This window comes from Pseudomonas citronellolis (assembly GCF_900112375.1).
Taxonomy (GTDB): domain Bacteria; phylum Pseudomonadota; class Gammaproteobacteria; order Pseudomonadales; family Pseudomonadaceae; genus Pseudomonas; species Pseudomonas citronellolis.
In genome coordinates, this window is sequence record NZ_FOLS01000048.1 from 1 (window position 1) to 15,941 (window position 15,941).

Sequence of the window (15,941 nt, forward strand, 5' to 3'; positions counted from 1 at the left end):
GCGAGACGCGCCTGTACCAGGTGGCGCCGATCTCCACCAACCTGATCCTGTCCTACGTGGCCGAGCACCTGCTCGAACTGCCGCGCTCCTTCTGAGGCGAATGCGATGACTGCCAACGATCTGGGCCCGCTGCAGGCCTGGCTGGGGCGCCAGGAGTCCTGCGAAGCGCTGATCACCCCGCAGATGCTGGAGGCCTACCGCGCCACCCTGGCGCCGCACCTGTGGGACGACCAGGGCTTCGCCCCGCCCGGCCTGCACTGGTGCCTGGCGCCGAGCCCGGCGGCGGCGGGCATGGCCGAGCTGGGCGAGGACGGCCACCCGCGCCGCGGCGGTTTCCTGCCGCCGGTGCCGCTGCCCCGGCGCATGTGGGCCGGCGGCGAGGTGGAGACGCTGGCGCCGCTGCCCATCGGCGAACCGATCCTGCGGGTGTCGAGCATCGACGACATCCGCTTCAAGGAAGGCCGCAGCGGCAAGCTGTGCTTCGTCACCGTCAGGCATGAACTGTCCTGCGCCGGCACCCTGGCCATCCGCGAGCGCCAGGACATCGTCTACCGTGGGCCGGCCTCTGGCGGGAACGTGCCAGTCGGGGGCGAACCGCGCGAAGGCGAGCGGCAATGCTGGGTGGAAACCCCGTCGACCCTGCTGCTGCGCTACTCGGCGCTGACCTTCAACGCCCACCGCATCCATTACGACCTGCCCTATGCCACCGCGGTGGAAGGCTACGCGGGCCTGGTGGTGCACGGGCCGCTGCAGGCCAGCCTGCTGTTCAACCTGGCCGCCAGCCATGCCGGGCGCGTGCCCCTGCGCTTCGCCTACCGCGGCCAGGTGCCGCTGATCGCCGGCCGGCCGTTCCGCGCGGCGGTGTCCTGGCAGCACAAGGGCGACAGCCTGCAGGCCTGGACCCAGGACGCCGACGGCAACCTCAACATGGAGGCCAGCGCAGCATGCTGAACGATGCCTTCCAGGCGCCGCTGGCGCCCCTGTTCGTACCCGGCGACCGCCCCGAGCGCTTCGCCAAGGCCGCCGCCAGCGGCGCCGATGCGGTGATCCTCGACCTCGAGGACGCCGTGGCCCCCGCCGCCCGCGCCGCGGCACGGGAAGCCGTGGCCAACCACGGCATCGACGGCATGTCGGTGATCGTGCGGATCAACGCCACCCGCACCGCGGATTTCCAGGCCGACCTGGCGGCCCTGCGCGAGGCGCGTTTCGACGCGCTGATGCTGGCCAAGGCCGAGGCCGCCATCGATATCCGCCTGGTGCACTACCTGCTCGGCCGCCAGGTGCCGCTGATCGCGCTGGTGGAAACCGCCGGCGCCTTCGACGATCTGGCTGGCCTGCTGCGCGAACCCGGCGTGGTGCAGGCCGCCTTCGGTTCGCTGGACCTGGCCCTGGACCTGGGCTGCCAGCCCAGCTGGGAGGCCCTGGCCTACTTCCGTGGCGCGCTGGTTTTGCAATCGCGCCTGGCCGGCCTGGCGCCGCCGCTGGACGGCGTGACCACCAGCTTCGACGACCCCGCCGCGGTGCGCCAGGACGCCCTGACCGCCAGCGGCCTGGGCTTCGGCGGCAAGCTGGCGATCCATCCGCGCCAGGTGGCTCCCATCCGCGAGGCCTTCCTGCCCGACGCCAAGGCGGTGGACTGGGCGCAGGCGGTGCTCGCCGCTGCACAGAGCGGCGCCGCCGTCCAGCTCGACGGGGCGATGGTCGATCGTCCGCTGATCGAGCGTGCCCGCCGCATTCTTTCCCGTTCCAGCGTTACTGGAGAAAAACACCCATGAAAATCCTCGTCGCCGTGAAGCGCGTGGTCGATTTCAACGTCAAGGTCCGCGTCAAGGCGGACAACTCCGGCGTCGATCTCGCCAACGTGAAAATGTCCATGAACCCCTTCTGCGAAATCGCCGTGGAAGAGGCCGTGCGCCTGAAGGAGAAAGGCATCGCCAGTGAAGTGGTTGTCGTTTCCGTCGGCCCGAACGCCGCCCAGGAGCAGCTGCGCACCGCCCTGGCCCTGGGCGCCGACCGCGCGACCCTGGTGGAAACCAACGAAGAGCTGAGTTCCCTGGCCATCGCCAAGGCCCTCAAGGCCCTGGTCGAGCGCGAGCAGCCGCAGCTGGTGATCCTCGGCAAGCAGGCCATCGACAGCGACAACAACCAGACCGGGCAGATGCTCGCCGCGCTGACCGGCTACGCCCAGGGCACCTTCGCCTCCAAGGTCGAGGTCGCCGGAGACAAGGTGAATGTCACCCGCGAAATCGATGGCGGCCTGCAGACCGTCTCGCTGAACCTGCCGGCGATCGTCACCACCGACCTGCGCCTGAACGAGCCGCGCTACGCCTCGCTGCCGAACATCATGAAGGCGAAGAAGAAGCCGCTGGAGGTGGTCAGCCCGGACGCCCTCGGCGTGTCCACCGGCTCCACCGTCACGACCCTCAAGGTCGAGGCGCCGGCCGCCCGCAGCGCCGGCATCAAGGTCACCTCCGTGGCCGAACTGGTCGAGAAACTGAAGAACGAGGCGAAGGTGATCTGATGACTATCCTGGTAATCGCTGAGCACAACGACGGCGCCCTGGCCGGCGCCACCCTGAACACCGTCGCCGCCGCGCAGAAGATCGGCGGCGAGATCCACCTGCTGGTCGCCGGGCAGGACGTCGGTGGCGTGGCCGAGGCCGCCGCCCAGGTCGCCGGCGTGGCCAAGGTGCTGGTCGCCGACAACGCCGCCTACGCCCACCAGCTGCCGGAGAACATCGCGCCGCTGGTGGTCTCCCTGGCCGGCGGCTACAGCCACGTGCTGGCGCCCGCCACCACCAACGGCAAGAACTACCTGCCGCGGGTCGCCGCGCAACTGGACGTCGACCAGCTCTCCGAGATCATCGAGGTGGTCAGCGCCGACACCTTCAAGCGCCCGATCTACGCCGGCAACGCCATCGCCACCGTGCAGTCCTCGGCCCCGGTCAAGGTCATCAGCGTGCGCGGCACCGGCTTCGATGCGGCCAGTGCGCAGGGCGGCTCGGCCAGCGTGGAAGTCGTGAGCAGTGTGTTCGACTCGCGCAGCTCGGCCTTCGTCGGCGAAGAACTGGCCAAGTCCGACCGCCCGGAACTGACCGCCGCCAAGATCGTGGTCTCCGGTGGCCGCGGCATGCAGAACGGCGACAACTTCAAGCTGCTCTATGCCCTGGCCGACAAGCTCGGCGCCGCGGTGGGCGCTTCCCGCGCCGCGGTGGACGCCGGCTTCGTGCCCAACGACATGCAGGTCGGCCAGACCGGCAAGATAGTCGCGCCGCAGCTCTACATCGCCGTGGGCATCTCCGGCGCCATCCAGCACCTGGCGGGCATGAAGGATTCCAAGGTCATCGTGGCCATCAACAAGGACGAAGAGGCGCCGATCTTCCAGGTCGCCGACTACGGCCTGGTGGGCGACCTCTTCGAAGTCGTGCCGCAACTGCAGGCGGCGCTCTGAGCGCCCGGGAGACAACGACAATGAGAAGAGCAGCGATAGTCGCGCCGCGCCGTACCCCGGTCGGCGCCTTTGGCGGCAGCCTGCGCAGCGTGCCGGTGGAGCGCCTGGGCGCCGAGGTGGTCAAGGCCATCCTGGCGCAGACGCGCCTGGACCCGGCGCGCATCGATGACGTGGTGTTCGCCCAGTCCTACGCCAACTCCGAGACGCCCTGCGTGGGGCGCTGGATCGCCCTGGAGGCGGGCCTGCCGGTGAGCGTGCCGGGCATGCAGCTGGACCGCCGCTGCGGCGGCGGCCTGCAGGCCCTGGCCAGCGCCGCGATGATGGTGCAGACCGGCGCCGCCGACGTGGTCCTGGCCGGCGGCGTGGAGAGCATGAGCAACATCGAGTACTACTCCACCGACATGCGCTGGGGCGCCCGCGCCGGCTCCGTGACCCTGCACGACCGCCTCGACCGCGGCCGCGAGCGCTCGCAGCCGGAACACCGCTTCGGGCGCATCTCGGGGATGATCGAGACCGCCGAGAACCTGGCCCGCGAATACGCCATCAGCCGCGAGGAGGCCGACGCCTTCGCCGCGCGCAGCCAGCAGCGTGCCGCAGCAGCCTGGGAAGCCGGACGCTTCGACGCCGAGATCGTGCCCATCAGCGTGCCGCAGAAGCGTGGCGAGCCCATCCTGGTGAACCGCGACGAAGGCGTGCGCGGCGACACCACGCTGGAAAAACTGGCCGGGCTGCGGGCGCTGGTGAAGGACGGCACAGTGACGGCCGGCAACGCCTCGCAGCAGAACGACGCCGCCGCCGCCTGCCTGGTGGTGGCCGAAGACAAGCTGGCCGAGCTGGGCCTGGAGCCGATCGGCTACCTGCACAGCTGGGCCGCCGCGGGCTGCGAGCCGGCGACCATGGGCATCGGCCCGGTGCCGGCGGTGCGCAAGCTGTTCGAGCGCACCGGCCTGGGCTTCGAGCAGATGGACCTGGTGGAGGTCAACGAGGCCTTCGCCTGCCAGGTGCTGGCGGTGCTCAAGGGCTGGGGCTGGAACGATGCGCAGCGGCTCAACGTCAACGGCTCGGGCATTTCCCTGGGGCACCCGGTGGGCGCCACCGGCATGCGCATCATGACCTCGGTGCTGCACGAGCTGCAGCGCCGCAAAGGGCGCTACGCCCTGGAGACCATGTGCATCGGCGGCGGCCAGGGCCTGGCGGCGATCTTCGAGCGGGCCTGAGCGGGAGCAGCCTGAGATGACGGAAGAAATCCGCCTGGAGGCGCTGGACTTCGCCGCCCTGATCCACCCGGGCGACCGGGTGGTGTGGGGGCAGGGCGGCGCCGAACCCACGGCGCTGACCGCGCGCCTGATGGCCCAGCGCGAGGCGATCGGCAGCTTCCGCGCCTTCGTCGGCATGAGCCTGTCCGCCAGCGTCGGCCCGGAACATGCCGCCCAGGTGCATTACCAGTCGTACTGCGGCGCCGGGCGCAACCGCCTGCTGGCGCGGGAGAAGCGCCTGGACATCCTGCCGTGCCACTACACCCAGCTGGCGGCGGCGCTGGCGCCGGTCGACGTGCTGCTGCTGCAGGTGGCCGAAGGGCCGGGAGGCTTCAGCTTCGGCATCGCCGCCGAATACCTGGTGCCGCTGCTGCGCAGCGCGCGGCTGGTGATCGCCGAGGTCAACGAGCAGGCGCCGTGGACCCACGGCGAATACCTGGACCCGCGCGACATCGACCTGCTGGTGCGCACCTCCAGCGCGCCGCTGGAAGTCCCGGCGGCGCCCGGCGGCGAGGTGGAGCGGGCCATCGCCCGGCACATCGGCGGCCTGGTGGAGGACGGCGCGACCCTGCAGATGGGCCTGGGCAGCCTGCCCGAGGCGGCGCTCGACGGCCTGCGTTCGCACCGCGACCTGGGCATTCATTCCGGCGCCATCGGCGACAAGGTGGCGGAGCTGATGGAGCTGGGCGTGATCACCAACGCGCGCAAGAACATCGACAGGGGCGTCACGGTCGCCGGGGTGTTGCTGGGCGGCGAGCGGGTCTACCGCCATGCCCACCGCAACCCGCGCATCCAGCTGCGCTCGACGGCCTACACGCATTCCCTGGCGGTGCTCGGCAGCATCGAGCGCCTGGTGACCATCAACTCGGCCATCGAGGTGGACCTGACCGGGCAGATCAACGCGGAGATCGCCGGCGGCGCCTACGTCGGCGCGGTGGGCGGGGCGATGGACTTCCTTCGCGGCGCCCAGGCCTCGCCGGGCGGCCTGCCGATCATCGCCTTGCCGGCCACGGCGCTGGGTGGCAGGCAGAGTAGGGTGGTGGAGTGCCTGTCCGGCCCGGTGAGCACGCCGCGGGCGGACGCCGCGCTCATCGTCACCGAATATGGCGTGGCCGACCTGCGCGGCTGCGACCTGCGCGAGCGGGCGCGGCGGATGCTCGCCATCGCCCATCCGGATTTCCAGGAATCGCTGGCCCGGGCGGCCGGGCTCTGACAGCGAACGCGCCAGCCGGCCGTGGCGCCGGCCGGCAAGCGCGCTCTTGAACGGGGAGTATTCATTCGGACCGTACGATCGAAAAAGAAATCTGTACTGAAAAGCATGGTCCGTACGGCGGGCGAGGAATAGCATTCGATGCCGCGTCCCTTGGTGAATCTCTGAGGAGGTAACTGGACATGAAATCGGTGAAATTCGACAACGGCCCGATCGGGATGGCCGCCAACCTGCACTTGCCGGCCGGCTTCGACGAGCGCAAGACCTACCCGGCCATCGTCGTCACCCATCCCGCCGGCGGCGTGAAGGAGCAGACCAGTGGGCTTTACGCTGCCAAGCTGGCCGAACTGGGTTTCGTCACGCTGGCATTCGACGCCTCGTACCAGGGCGAGAGCGGCGGCGAGCCGCGCCAGCTGGAGAATCCCTATGCGCGCGTCGAGGACATCAGCGCCGCCATCGACTACCTCACGACCCTGCCCTACGTCGACCCCGGGCGCATCGGCGCCATGGGCATCTGCGCCGGCGGCGGCTATACCGTGACGGCCGCCCTGGGCGACCGCCGCATCAAGGCCGTGGGCGCCGTCAGCGCCGCCAACTACGGCGCGATCCTGCGCAACGGTTGGGAAGGGCGCGACGACCTCGGCGGCGCCTTCGCCATGCTGGAGAGCGCCGCGAAGGCCCGCACCGACGAGGCCAACGGCGCCGCGACGGGCTACTACCCGATCGTGCCGAAGACCGCCGAGCAAGCGCCCAACGCCGACCTGGCCGAGGCGGTCGAGTACTACCGCACCCCGCGCGCCCAGTGCCCCACTTCGCCGAGCATCGCGCCGACGCAGAGCCTGATGCAGCTCGTCACCTTCGACGCCTTCCACCTGGTGGAGCTGTTCCTGACCCAGCCGATCCAGATCGTCGCCGGCGAGCAGGCGGGCACGCGCTGGATCAGCGAAGACCTGTTCCGCCGCGCCGCGAGCAAGGACAAGCACCTGCACATCGTTCCCGGCGGAACCCACATCGGCATGTACGACAAGCCGGAACTGGTGGGCGAGGCCATGGCCAAGCTCGGCCCGTTCTTCAAGGCCCATCTGTAATGCGCCGCTACGGGCGCCGACATTCGAGGAACCTTCCATGAGCCAGATGCAATCCGTCACCTTCAAACATGGCGCCTGGGACGTGGCCGCCACCCTGCGTCTGCCCGAGGGCTTCGATGCCGGCAAGCGCTACGCCGCCATCGTCTGCGCCCACCCGATCAGCAGTTGCAAGGAACAGACCGCGGGCGCCATCTATGGCGAGGCGCTGACCCGGGCCGGCTTCATCACCCTGGCCTTCGATGCCTCCACCCAGGGCGCCAGCGGCGGCGAACCGCGCTTCAGCGAAGACCCCGCCACCCGCGTCGAGGACTTCCGCTGCGCCGTGGACTACCTGGTGACCCTGCCCTACGTGGACGAGGAGCGCATTGGCGTGCTGGGCGTGTGCGGCGGCGGCGGTTACGCCGTCAGCGCGGCGATGACCGAGCGCCGCTTCAAGGCCGTGGGCACCGTGGTCGCCGCCAACTATGGGCGCCTGATGCGCGAAGGCGACATGACGCCCGACGCCGCGCTGAAGACGCTGGACGCCATCGCCAGGCAGCGCACCGCCGAAGCGCGCGGCGCCGAGCCGCTGATCGTGGGCTACATCCCCGCTTCGGAAGCGGAGCGCGCCAAGGTCGGCATCGACGACATCGACATCGTCGAAGCCGTGCAGTACTACACCACGCCGCGCGGCCAGCAGCCGGGCTCGCCCAACAAGCTGCGCTTCACCAGCACCGCGGCGGCGGTGGGCTGGGACGCCTTCCACTTCGCCGAGGTGCTGCTGACCCAGCCGCTGCACATCGTCATCGGCGGCGTGCCGGGCGGCTTCGGCTCCTACCGTGACGGCCTGGAGCTCTATGGCCGGGCGCGCTCCAGCCAGAAGAGCATCCAGATCGTCGCAGGCACGAGCCACTACGAGCTGTACGACCAGCCCGAGGCCACCGGCCAGGCGCTGGCGCAACTGGTGCCCTTCTACAGGAAGCACCTGGGCGCCTGAAGCCAAGGCCCTGCGCAGCGCCGACGACGGCGTTGCGCGGGGCCGTTTCGACATTCATCCGCCCACCCGGCCTGCGTCCTGTTTCCAGGGGCGTGTGCCGTTCGTGCGGGCGGTGGGGAAGCGATCTTCCTGTGGGGTTGCAGCGCTCGTGCGCCCTGCGTTGGAGCCCCGGGCACGGGGCTGGCGAAGGGGCGCGGGAGACCGGTGATCGGCTCGTTAAATGATTAGTTTGCAAACTAATTTAATGGCGGGTAAGGTCTCGGACATCCGATCCGAATGGCCCGAGGCGACCATGAAAAAGCTCGATCAGTTGCGCCAGCAGTTCACCAGCCACCTGCGCCCCATCGGCGAGTTGTGGCGACGGGTCGCCCAGGAGTCGCTGCTGGCCCATGGCATCTCGGTGCCTTGCGGTTCCGCCCTGCTGGCCATCGCCCGGCTGGGGGAGGGCGTCAGCCAGAGCGCGCTGGCCGAAGAGCTGGGCATCGAGGCCGCATCGCTGGTGCGCAGCGTCGACCAGCTCGCCCAGGCCGGCCTGGTGCGCCGGGAAAAGGGCCTGCAGGACCAGCGCGTCAAGACGCTCTGGTTCACCGACACGGGGCGCGCGCTGGCCAGCGGCGTCGAGCATGAACTCATCACACTGCGTGCGCGGATGCTCGCCGACGTGCCGCGGGAAGACCTGGAGGCGGCCCTGCGGGTATTCCGCATCATCGAGGGCTTCGCGCAGGCTTCGACTACGGTGGGAGCCGCCGCGAAATCATGACCCCGGCCCTGCCCAGCGCCCGCGACTGGTGGTTCTCGCTGCGCACCTTCGCGGCCTCGATGCTGGCGCTCTACATCGCCCTGGCGCTGTCGCTGCCCAACCCGGTCTGGGCCATGGGCACCGTGTACGTGGTGTCCCAGCCGATGATGGGGGCCATGCGTTCGAAGACGCTCTACCGCGTCGGCGGCACCTTGCTCGGCGTCTCCGTGGCAGTGCTGCTGGTGCCGCCCCTGAGCGACACGCCGATACTGCTGATGCTGGCGACTGCGTTGTGGTCGGGGACCATGCTCTACGTGTCGATGCTCGACCGGACGCCACGCAACTACCTGTTCCGTCTGCCGGCCTACACCATGCCGCTGGTCGCCCTGCCGGCGTTGCACGCGCCGCAGAACGTGTTCGAGATCGCCCTGGCGCGCAGCGAGGAAATCATCGTCGGCATCGTCTGTGCGAACGTCGTCGCCGGCCTGGCCATGGGCGAGCGCGTGACCCCGGTGATTCGCCAGCGCCTGGAACAGTGGTTCGCCGCTGTCTCCAGCTGGGCGGCCGAGGCGCTGTCGGCGAAGGTCAGCCAGGCCAGCCGGCATCCGCTGACGGCGGGCCTCCAGGCATTCGAACAGCTGATCGCCCACCTGGCCTTCGACACCGGCAATCCATACGCCGTGCGGGCCGCCCGGGAACTGCGTGCGCGCATGCGCATGCTGATGCCGCACATCTCGTCGCTGGCCGCGCTGCAGGAGGCCCTGGCCCGGCTGGGCGGCGCGAGCGAGGCGCAGCGGCGACGGACGGAAGAGGTCGGCCGATGGCTGATGGCGAGCGCGGACAGCGTCGAGCACGCCAGGTATCCGTCCGTTCCACCGCGGCTGTCCGCCACCGCCACCTGGCCCGAGCTGCTGGAGTGGACCCTCCGCATGCGCCTGGTCGGCCTGGTGGACCTCTGGCGTGATTGCCAGCTGCTGCGCCGCGGCGTCGAGAACGACGATGCGCTGCCGCGCTGGCAGCCGGCCTATCGGCGCTGGAACCTGAGCGGCATCTCGCACCATATCGACTTCGGCATGCTGCTCTTCTACGCCGGCTCCATGTCCCTGGGCATCTTCCTCGGCGGGCTGCTCTGGCTGAGCACGGGCTGGGCGCCGGGGGCCAACGCGCTGGTCCTGGGGACGGTCGCCTGCAGCCTGTTCGCCTCCCTCGACGAGCCGGCCCCGCAGATGTTCCGCTTCCTGCTGGTGAACCTGGCCAGCAGCCTGCTCGGTGGCCTGCTGCTGTTCGTCGTGCTGCCCTCGGCCCATGAGTTCGAAACCCTGGTCGCCTGCTTCTTCGTGCCCTGCCTGCTGTTCGGCGTGCTGCTGGTCTCCCGGCCCCAGTTCGGCACCGAGGCCTTGCTGATGATTGTCTTCACCGGCAGTTTCGTCGGCCTGCGGGGCGCCTACACGGCCGATTTCCAGCTGTTCCTCGACAGTTGCCTGGCCAGTGCGCTGGGCGCGCTGGGGGCGTTGTTGTGGACGCTGCTGATGCGGCCGTTCGGCAGCGAGCTGGCGCTGAGCCGGTTGGTGCATGCCAATTGGCGCGACCTGGCGCACTGCTCTGCGGGCGGGCAGGGCAGCCACTACCCGGAATCGATGGCGCGCATGCAGGACCGCCTGGAACTGTTGCTGCCGCGGCTGGCGAACCAGCGCGGGCAGACGGCCACCGACGCGTTCCGCGACCTGCGCGTGGGCTTCAGCGTGCTGCACCTGCAGCGTGAGGAGCAGCGCCTGGGCGGTGAGGTCGAGCAGACGATCGCCCGCCTGCTGGCGGCCATCGCCGCGCATTTCCGGGCCTGCGAGGCGGCGGATGCCTACCGGGCGCCCGACGCCGCGCTGCTGGCCCGTATCGACCAGGGCCTGCGCCAGGTGCTGCCCCTAGCCGGGCCGGCGGCGGACGAGGTGCGCAACGCCCTGGTCGAACTGCGCGTCACCCTGTTCCCGGAGGCCGCCGAACCGGACCTGTCGGGCGCGGAGTCAGGAGCCCGGCCATGATCGGTGAAATCGACCTCTATGGCGTGTTCCTGCCCGGCCTGCTGCTGATGCTGCTGCTCGCCTTCGTCATTACCCGGGTGCTGCGCGCTCTGCTGATGTACCTCGGCTTGTACCGCTATGTCTGGCACCACTTCCTGTTCAACTTCGCTCTCTATGTGATCGTCCTGGGCACCAGCGTGACCCTGACGCACGGCTGGCACCTATGAAAAACTCCATACGCAAGTTCCTCCCGGTCATTCCCACCCTGCTGCTGGTGGCGGTGGCCGTACCGATAGCGCAACACCTGTGGAACTACTACACCAACGCACCCTGGACCCGCGACGGGCACATCGGCGCCGAGGTGGTGCAGGTCGCGCCGGACGTGTCCGGGCTGATCACCCAGGTCGACATCGAGGACAACCAGTTGGTCAAGCGCGGCCAACTGCTGTTCCTGGTCGACCGCAGCCGCTACGAGCTGGCGGTGCAGCAGGCCGAGGCGGTCGTCCGCCAGCAGCGCGCCAGCCTTGGCCAGGCGCGCCGCGAGGCCGCGCGCAACCACGTGCTGGCCGACCTGGTGGCCAAGGAAGTGCTGGAAGACAGCGATGCCCGTGTGCAGCAGGGCGAGGCGAGCCTCGCCAGGGCCGAGAGCGCGCTGGCCCTGGCGCGCCTGAACCTGGCGCGCACCGAGGTGCGCAGCCCGGTGGACGGCTACCTGAACGACCGGGTACCGCGCGATGGCGACTACGTCAGCGCCGGCCGGCCGGTGCTCTCGGTGGTGGACCAGCATTCCTTCCACGTGGTGGGCTACTTCGAGGAAACCAAGCTGGACGGCGTGCACATCGACCAGCCGGTGGACATCCGCATCATGGGCAGCGGCCAGTTGCTGCGCGGCCACGTGCAAAGCGTCGCCGCCGGCATCGAGGACCGTGACCGGGTCAACGGCGAGAGCCTGCTGCCCAACGTCAACCCGACCTTCAACTGGGTGCGCCTGGCCCAGCGGATTCCCGTGCGCGTCGCCCTGGACGAGGTGCCGGCGGATTTCCGCCTGATCGCCGGGCGCACCGCCACCGTCTCGGTGCGCGAGGTGGAACGGCCATGAAAACCTACCTTGGCTTGCTGGGCCTGCTCGGGCTGCTGGCGGGCTGTACCGAGGTCGGGCCGGACTACCGCCTGCCGCAGCAGGCCGCCTGGCGCGAACCCACGGCTTCTGCCGCGTTCCAGGCCGCGGGCGTGGCGGACTTCGCAACGGCGCCGGTGCCCGACGGCTGGTGGCGCCTGTACCGCGACGCGCAACTCGACCGCCTGGTGCAGCAGGCGCTGGCGGCCAATACCGACCTGCGCCAGGCCAGCGCCAACCTGCGCAAGGCGCTGGCGCTGGAGGCCTCGGTGGCGGCGGACGCCAATCCGCACGCCACGCTGGAGGCCGATGCGCAGCGCGGCCAGGCGCCGCTGGAGGCCTCACAGGTCGGCGTCCGGCCGCCGGCGATCGACGATGGCGGCCTCGGCCTGTCCATCGGCTACGAGGTCGACCTGTTCGGCAAGCTGGCGCGCGCCGAGGAGGCCGCCCATGCCGATGCCCAGGCCAGCGTGGCGGCCGAAGACCTGGTCCGGGTGACGGTGGCGGCGCAGACGGTGCGGGCCTACGTGCAGGGCTGCTCGGCGACCCGCCAGCTGAATGTCGCGCAGCAGCAGCTGGACCTGCAGGCGCGCAGCGCCGAGGTGACCCAGCGCCTGGCCGCCGCCGGGCGCGGCAGCTCCGCGGACGTCGAGCGCGCCAGGGCCCAGCAGGAAACCCTGCGCGCGAGCCTGCCGCAGTTCAGCGCCAACCGCGATGCCGCGCGCTATCGCCTGGCCGCCCTGCTGGGGCGCACGCCGGCGCAGTTGCCGGCTGCCTCCCTGGCCTGCAGCGAGGAGCCGCGGCTGGACCAGCCCATACCGGTGGGCGAGGGCGCCGACCTGTTGCGCCGCCGCCCCGACATCCGCCAGGCGGAACGCCAACTGGCGGGCATGACCGCGCGCATCGGCGTGGCCACCGCGCAGCTCTACCCGAGCGTCACCCTGGGCGCTTCGGCCGGCCTGGCCGGGCGCTTCGGCGAGATCGGGGAGTCCTCGGCCAAGCACTGGAGCCTCGGCCCGCTGATCAGCTGGAGCATTCCCGACAGCGGCGCCCGGGCCAGGGTCAAGGCCGCCGAGGCGGACAGCGAGGCGGCCCTGGCCCGCTTCGATGGCGTGGTGCTCGAAGCCCTGCGCGAGACCGAGACCGCTCTGACCTTCTATGCCCGGGAGCTGCAGCGCAACCAGGCCCTGCGCGCGGCCCGCGAGCACGCGCAGCAGGCCGCCCGGGACAGCGAGCGCCTGTATGGCGCGGGGCGCCTGCCGTACCTGGCCAGCCTGGATGCCAACCGCACCCTGGCCGACAGCGAGGCGGCGCTGGCCGCTTCCGATGCCCGGGTCGCGCAGGACCAGGTCGACCTGTTCCTGGCGCTCGGCGGCGGCTGGTCCGGCCAGGCGGTGACGGCCGAGGCGCGCTGAGCGCTGGTCGTGCCGATGATTTCCATACTGTGAGCGCTGGAGTCGAATGATGGATCTGTTCGAAGGTATGCAGGCCTTCATACGGGTAGTGGAAAGCGGCAGCTTCACCGGCGCCGCGGAAGGCCTGGGCATGTCGACCTCGAAGGTTTCCCGGCTGGTCGCGGGGCTGGAGAGCGAGCTTTCCGCCCGCCTGCTGCAGCGCACCACGCGCAGCCTGGCGGTCACGGACATCGGCATGCGCTACTTCGAGCGCTGCAAGCGGATACTCGGCGAGGTCGCCGAGGCTGCGGCGGAGGTGGGCGGCGCGCGCGCCCAGGCGATGGGCCGGCTGCGGGTGCACGCGGTGACCGAGTTCGGCCTGGAGCACCTCACGCCCCTGCTGGTCGACTACCTGGAGCACTACCCGGAAGTCTCCATCGACCTGTCCCTCACCCAGGGCGCGCCGGCCATGCTGGAAGAGGGCTTCGACGTGCTCATCACCCTGGCCGAGGCGCTGCCTGATTCATCCTTCGTCGCGCAGCGCCTGGGGCAGGTGTTCAGCATCGTCTGCGCCTCGCCGGACTATCTCGCCAAGCACGGCGTGCCCCTGGCGGTGGAAGACCTGCATGGGCACCGCTGCCTGCAGCTGGCCGACTCGCTGTCGCCGCAGGGCTGGCGTTTTTCCGGCCCGCAGGGCGAGCAGCTGGTGGAGCTGGGCGACGTGCTGAAGGTGAACCTCCCGGAGGCCGCCTGCGTGGCGGCCGCCTCGGGCCTGGGCGTGTGCCTGCTGCCGAGCTTCGTGGCGGCCAAGGCCCTGCTGGATGGTTCGCTGGTGCGCATTCTTCCTGCCTATCGCCTGCATGCCCGGGACGTGTTCGCCCTGTATTCGTCGCGCCATTACCTGGACGAGAAGATCCGCACCTGGGTCGAGTTCCTCAAGGCCAGGCTGCCCGAAGCCTTCGACAGGGACCGGCAGATACTGGACGACCCGGGCTTCTGGGCAGAGGCGGGGAAGGGGCGCTTGCGCGCCTGAACGGTCGGTCACAACACGGGGGAGCCCGCACCATGGACCTTGTTCATTCGATGGAGATTTTCGTTCGCGTGGTCGAGCTGGGGAGCTTCACGGCCGCCGCGGATTCGCTGGGGCATTCCACGCCCCACGTCTCGCGCAGCGTCAGTGAACTGGAAAACCACCTCAAGGCCAGGCTGATCAACCGGACCACCCGCAAGCTGGCCCTGACCGAGGTGGGCAGGCGCTACCTGGAGCGCTGCAAGAGCATTCTCGATGACCTGCGCACGGCCGAGATGGAGGCCGCCGGCGCCCACCTGGAGGCCTTCGGCAAACTGCGCCTGCATGCCCCCAACGGCATTGGCCAGTACCACATCATTCCCCTGGTTTCGCAGTATTCGGAGCTCTACCCGAGCGTGGACTTCGAGCTGACGCTGTCCCACGCGACGCCGGACCTCCTGGCGGAGGGCTATGACCTGCTGATTTCCGGCGACAGCAACATCCCCGACTCGGGGTTCATCGCCCAGGGGCTCGGCGCGACCTACAGCGTCCTCTGCGCCGGCCCCGGCTACCTGGCGCGCAACGGGGTGCCGCGGAGCATCGCCGAGCTGTCCGGGCATACCTGCCTGCAACTGGACGACCCCGCGTTCCCGGGCGGCTGGGAGGTCAATGGCTCGGCCATCGACGTGATCGCATCATCGCGCCGGAAATTCCAGGTGAACGTGGCGGATGGCATCGCCCAGGCCGCCCGGGAAGACATGGGCATCTGCCTGATCCCCCTCTACGTGGCGGCGGCCTCGATCCGGCGCGGCGAGCTGGTCAGGGTGCTGCCCGACCTGATCGCCCATCAGCGCAACGTTTCGGTGATCTATCCGTCCCGGCAGTTCCTCGATGCGAAGGTCAGGACCTTCATCGACTACCTGAAGAACCACCTGCCGGGCCGCCTGGCGGCCGACGAGGAAATACTGCTCGGCGGGGCGGGAAGCGCGTGAGCCGTCACGCCCGTTGGGCGGGCATCAGTCGATCCCGCATTGGCTCGGGAGCTTCTGGTAGGTGACGCTGTGCACGTCGCCGCGGTGGTCCTGGTAGGTGAGCGTCGCCGGCGCGCTGGCGCAGGCGTCCGCCGGCTCGGCATGCAGGGAAATGACCTTGGCGACGTCCAGGTTCATTCCATAGGCATAGGCGATGGTTTGCGCGGTGGCCGGCGCGCCGGTGTCATCCGGTTGGGCGGCAAGGGCCTGCTGGCTGGCGAAAAGGACGGCGGCAATGGCGAGAACGTATTTCATGGCGGGTCTTCCTGGGAATGGTGGCGCCCTCGGCCGGCAAGGATGAAGCGGGTGTTCCGCTGCCGGGTGAAAGGCTTGCGAGCAATGTTATCGCCGCGATTGTTCCGATAAATGCCGGGGCTCCTAAGACATTCTTTCTCTGGCGGTAAGAATGGGGAAACGTTGCTTGGGGGGAATGGAGTACGGGTTTGGCAGTGGAGTGTTGGCGAAGTCCGCAGCCCTCTCCCCAGCCCTCTCCCTGAAGGGAGAGGGGGCCGTTCGGAGTGGGTGGGTAACGCAGCGTTAGCCGGGAGGTTCGTAGGGCGCATAACCGTTCGCGGTTATACGCCGTTGGCCGTGCCACCGGAGCGTTCGGCGGTGCCGGTGAATCCAATCGCGGACAAAGTCCGCTCCTACGCCCG

Annotated in this window: 17 protein-coding genes; 16 read left to right on the forward strand and 1 reads right to left on the reverse strand. The window is 69.9% G+C overall.

The genetic code is table 11. The annotated features are described in order from the left end of the window. From BM060_RS33465 to BM060_RS30010, 16 genes are all read left to right on the forward strand, one after another. Positions 1–95: hypothetical protein (locus BM060_RS33465; protein WP_240442167.1), on the forward strand; the 95-nt coding region annotated here is incomplete at its 5' end. Positions 96–105: 10 nt separating this feature from the next. Further along, positions 106–951: an HTD2 family dehydratase gene (locus BM060_RS29940; protein WP_074985892.1), complete on the forward strand. Its 846-nt coding sequence runs from the start codon at positions 106–108 to the stop codon at positions 949–951. Continuing rightward, entirely contained in the window at positions 945–1,775 is an 831-nt protein-coding gene (locus BM060_RS29945; protein ID WP_074985894.1) for an HpcH/HpaI aldolase/citrate lyase family protein, read from the forward strand. The genes BM060_RS29940 and BM060_RS29945 overlap by 7 nt, the downstream gene beginning before the upstream one ends. Beyond that, the gene (locus tag BM060_RS29950) at positions 1,772–2,521 is read left to right on the forward strand and encodes an electron transfer flavoprotein subunit beta/FixA family protein (RefSeq protein WP_074985897.1); all 750 of its coding nucleotides are present in this window, start codon (positions 1,772–1,774) and stop codon (positions 2,519–2,521) included. The genes BM060_RS29945 and BM060_RS29950 overlap by 4 nt, the downstream gene beginning before the upstream one ends. Next, positions 2,521–3,450, forward strand: coding sequence for an electron transfer flavoprotein subunit alpha/FixB family protein (locus BM060_RS29955; RefSeq protein ID WP_074985899.1), 930 nt, complete (start codon positions 2,521–2,523; stop codon positions 3,448–3,450). Before BM060_RS29950 ends, BM060_RS29955 begins: the two co-directional genes overlap by 1 nt. 20 nt (positions 3,451–3,470) lie before the next feature. After that, positions 3,471–4,667, forward strand: coding sequence for an acetyl-CoA C-acetyltransferase (locus BM060_RS29960; RefSeq protein ID WP_074985901.1), 1,197 nt, complete (start codon positions 3,471–3,473; stop codon positions 4,665–4,667). A 16-nt stretch (positions 4,668–4,683) separates the two neighbouring features. Further along, complete coding sequence (locus BM060_RS29965) at positions 4,684–5,919, forward strand: acetyl-CoA hydrolase/transferase family protein (RefSeq protein WP_074985903.1); 1,236 nt, start codon at positions 4,684–4,686, stop codon at positions 5,917–5,919. Between the two features lie 179 nt (positions 5,920–6,098). Beyond that, on the forward strand, positions 6,099–7,004 hold the full coding sequence (locus tag BM060_RS29970) for an alpha/beta hydrolase (RefSeq protein ID WP_074985906.1): 906 nt from the start codon (positions 6,099–6,101) through the stop codon (positions 7,002–7,004). A 37-nt stretch (positions 7,005–7,041) separates the two neighbouring features. Next, the gene (locus BM060_RS29975) at positions 7,042–7,980 is read left to right on the forward strand and encodes an alpha/beta hydrolase (protein WP_074985908.1); all 939 of its coding nucleotides are present in this window, start codon (positions 7,042–7,044) and stop codon (positions 7,978–7,980) included. 292 nt (positions 7,981–8,272) lie between these two features. Then, positions 8,273–8,740 carry a MarR family winged helix-turn-helix transcriptional regulator gene (locus BM060_RS29980; RefSeq protein ID WP_074985910.1) on the forward strand — a complete coding sequence of 156 codons (468 nt, stop codon included), beginning with the start codon at positions 8,273–8,275 and terminating at the stop codon, positions 8,738–8,740. Continuing rightward, positions 8,737–10,755: an FUSC family protein gene (locus BM060_RS29985; RefSeq protein WP_083426873.1), complete on the forward strand. Its 2,019-nt coding sequence runs from the start codon at positions 8,737–8,739 to the stop codon at positions 10,753–10,755. The genes BM060_RS29980 and BM060_RS29985 overlap by 4 nt, the downstream gene beginning before the upstream one ends. Beyond that, entirely contained in the window at positions 10,752–10,961 is a 210-nt protein-coding gene (locus BM060_RS29990) for a DUF1656 domain-containing protein (protein ID WP_074985914.1), read from the forward strand. Before BM060_RS29985 ends, BM060_RS29990 begins: the two co-directional genes overlap by 4 nt. Continuing rightward, positions 10,958–11,833, forward strand: a complete 876-nt coding sequence (locus BM060_RS29995) for an efflux RND transporter periplasmic adaptor subunit (protein WP_074985917.1) — start codon at positions 10,958–10,960, stop codon at positions 11,831–11,833. The genes BM060_RS29990 and BM060_RS29995 overlap by 4 nt, the downstream gene beginning before the upstream one ends. After that, complete coding sequence (locus tag BM060_RS30000; RefSeq protein WP_074985919.1) at positions 11,830–13,266, forward strand: efflux transporter outer membrane subunit; 1,437 nt, start codon at positions 11,830–11,832, stop codon at positions 13,264–13,266. Before BM060_RS29995 ends, BM060_RS30000 begins: the two co-directional genes overlap by 4 nt. Positions 13,267–13,315: 49 nt before the next feature. Beyond that, a complete protein-coding gene (locus BM060_RS30005; RefSeq protein WP_074985922.1) occupies positions 13,316–14,278 on the forward strand; it encodes a LysR family transcriptional regulator in 963 nt (320 codons plus the stop codon). Positions 14,279–14,310: 32 nt separating this feature from the next. Beyond that, on the forward strand, positions 14,311–15,246 hold the full coding sequence (locus tag BM060_RS30010; protein WP_074985924.1) for a LysR family transcriptional regulator: 936 nt from the start codon (positions 14,311–14,313) through the stop codon (positions 15,244–15,246). A gap of 24 nt (positions 15,247–15,270) precedes the next feature. Here BM060_RS30010 and BM060_RS30015 read toward each other — a convergent pair whose 3' ends face one another. Continuing rightward, positions 15,271–15,540: a DUF2790 domain-containing protein gene (locus BM060_RS30015; RefSeq protein WP_074985926.1), complete on the reverse strand. Its 270-nt coding sequence runs from the start codon at positions 15,538–15,540 to the stop codon at positions 15,271–15,273. Between the last annotated feature and the right edge of the window lie 401 nt (positions 15,541–15,941).

Bases quoted from the DNA above. Each gene is read 5' to 3' on its own strand.
- BM060_RS30015 (WP_074985926.1), bottom strand. From the start codon at position 15,540: ATGAAATACGTTCTCGCCATTGCCGCCGTCCTTTTCGCCAGCCAGCAG.
- BM060_RS29985 (WP_083426873.1), top strand. From the start codon at position 8,737: ATGACCCCGGCCCTGCCCAGCGCCCGCGACTGGTGGTTCTCGCTGCGC.
- BM060_RS29945 (WP_074985894.1), top strand. From the start codon at position 945: ATGCTGAACGATGCCTTCCAGGCGCCGCTGGCGCCCCTGTTCGTACCC.
- BM060_RS29955 (WP_074985899.1), top strand. From the start codon at position 2,521: ATGACTATCCTGGTAATCGCTGAGCACAACGACGGCGCCCTGGCCGGC.
- BM060_RS29940 (WP_074985892.1), top strand. From the start codon at position 106: ATGACTGCCAACGATCTGGGCCCGCTGCAGGCCTGGCTGGGGCGCCAG.
- BM060_RS29970 (WP_074985906.1), top strand. From the start codon at position 6,099: ATGAAATCGGTGAAATTCGACAACGGCCCGATCGGGATGGCCGCCAAC.
- BM060_RS29960 (WP_074985901.1), top strand. From the start codon at position 3,471: ATGAGAAGAGCAGCGATAGTCGCGCCGCGCCGTACCCCGGTCGGCGCC.
- BM060_RS30005 (WP_074985922.1), top strand. From the start codon at position 13,316: ATGGATCTGTTCGAAGGTATGCAGGCCTTCATACGGGTAGTGGAAAGC.
- BM060_RS30000 (WP_074985919.1), top strand. From the start codon at position 11,830: ATGAAAACCTACCTTGGCTTGCTGGGCCTGCTCGGGCTGCTGGCGGGC.
- BM060_RS29980 (WP_074985910.1), top strand. From the start codon at position 8,273: ATGAAAAAGCTCGATCAGTTGCGCCAGCAGTTCACCAGCCACCTGCGC.
- BM060_RS29975 (WP_074985908.1), top strand. From the start codon at position 7,042: ATGAGCCAGATGCAATCCGTCACCTTCAAACATGGCGCCTGGGACGTG.
- BM060_RS29995 (WP_074985917.1), top strand. From the start codon at position 10,958: ATGAAAAACTCCATACGCAAGTTCCTCCCGGTCATTCCCACCCTGCTG.
- BM060_RS29990 (WP_074985914.1), top strand. From the start codon at position 10,752: ATGATCGGTGAAATCGACCTCTATGGCGTGTTCCTGCCCGGCCTGCTG.
- BM060_RS30010 (WP_074985924.1), top strand. From the start codon at position 14,311: ATGGACCTTGTTCATTCGATGGAGATTTTCGTTCGCGTGGTCGAGCTG.
- BM060_RS29950 (WP_074985897.1), top strand. From the start codon at position 1,772: ATGAAAATCCTCGTCGCCGTGAAGCGCGTGGTCGATTTCAACGTCAAG.
- BM060_RS29965 (WP_074985903.1), top strand. From the start codon at position 4,684: ATGACGGAAGAAATCCGCCTGGAGGCGCTGGACTTCGCCGCCCTGATC.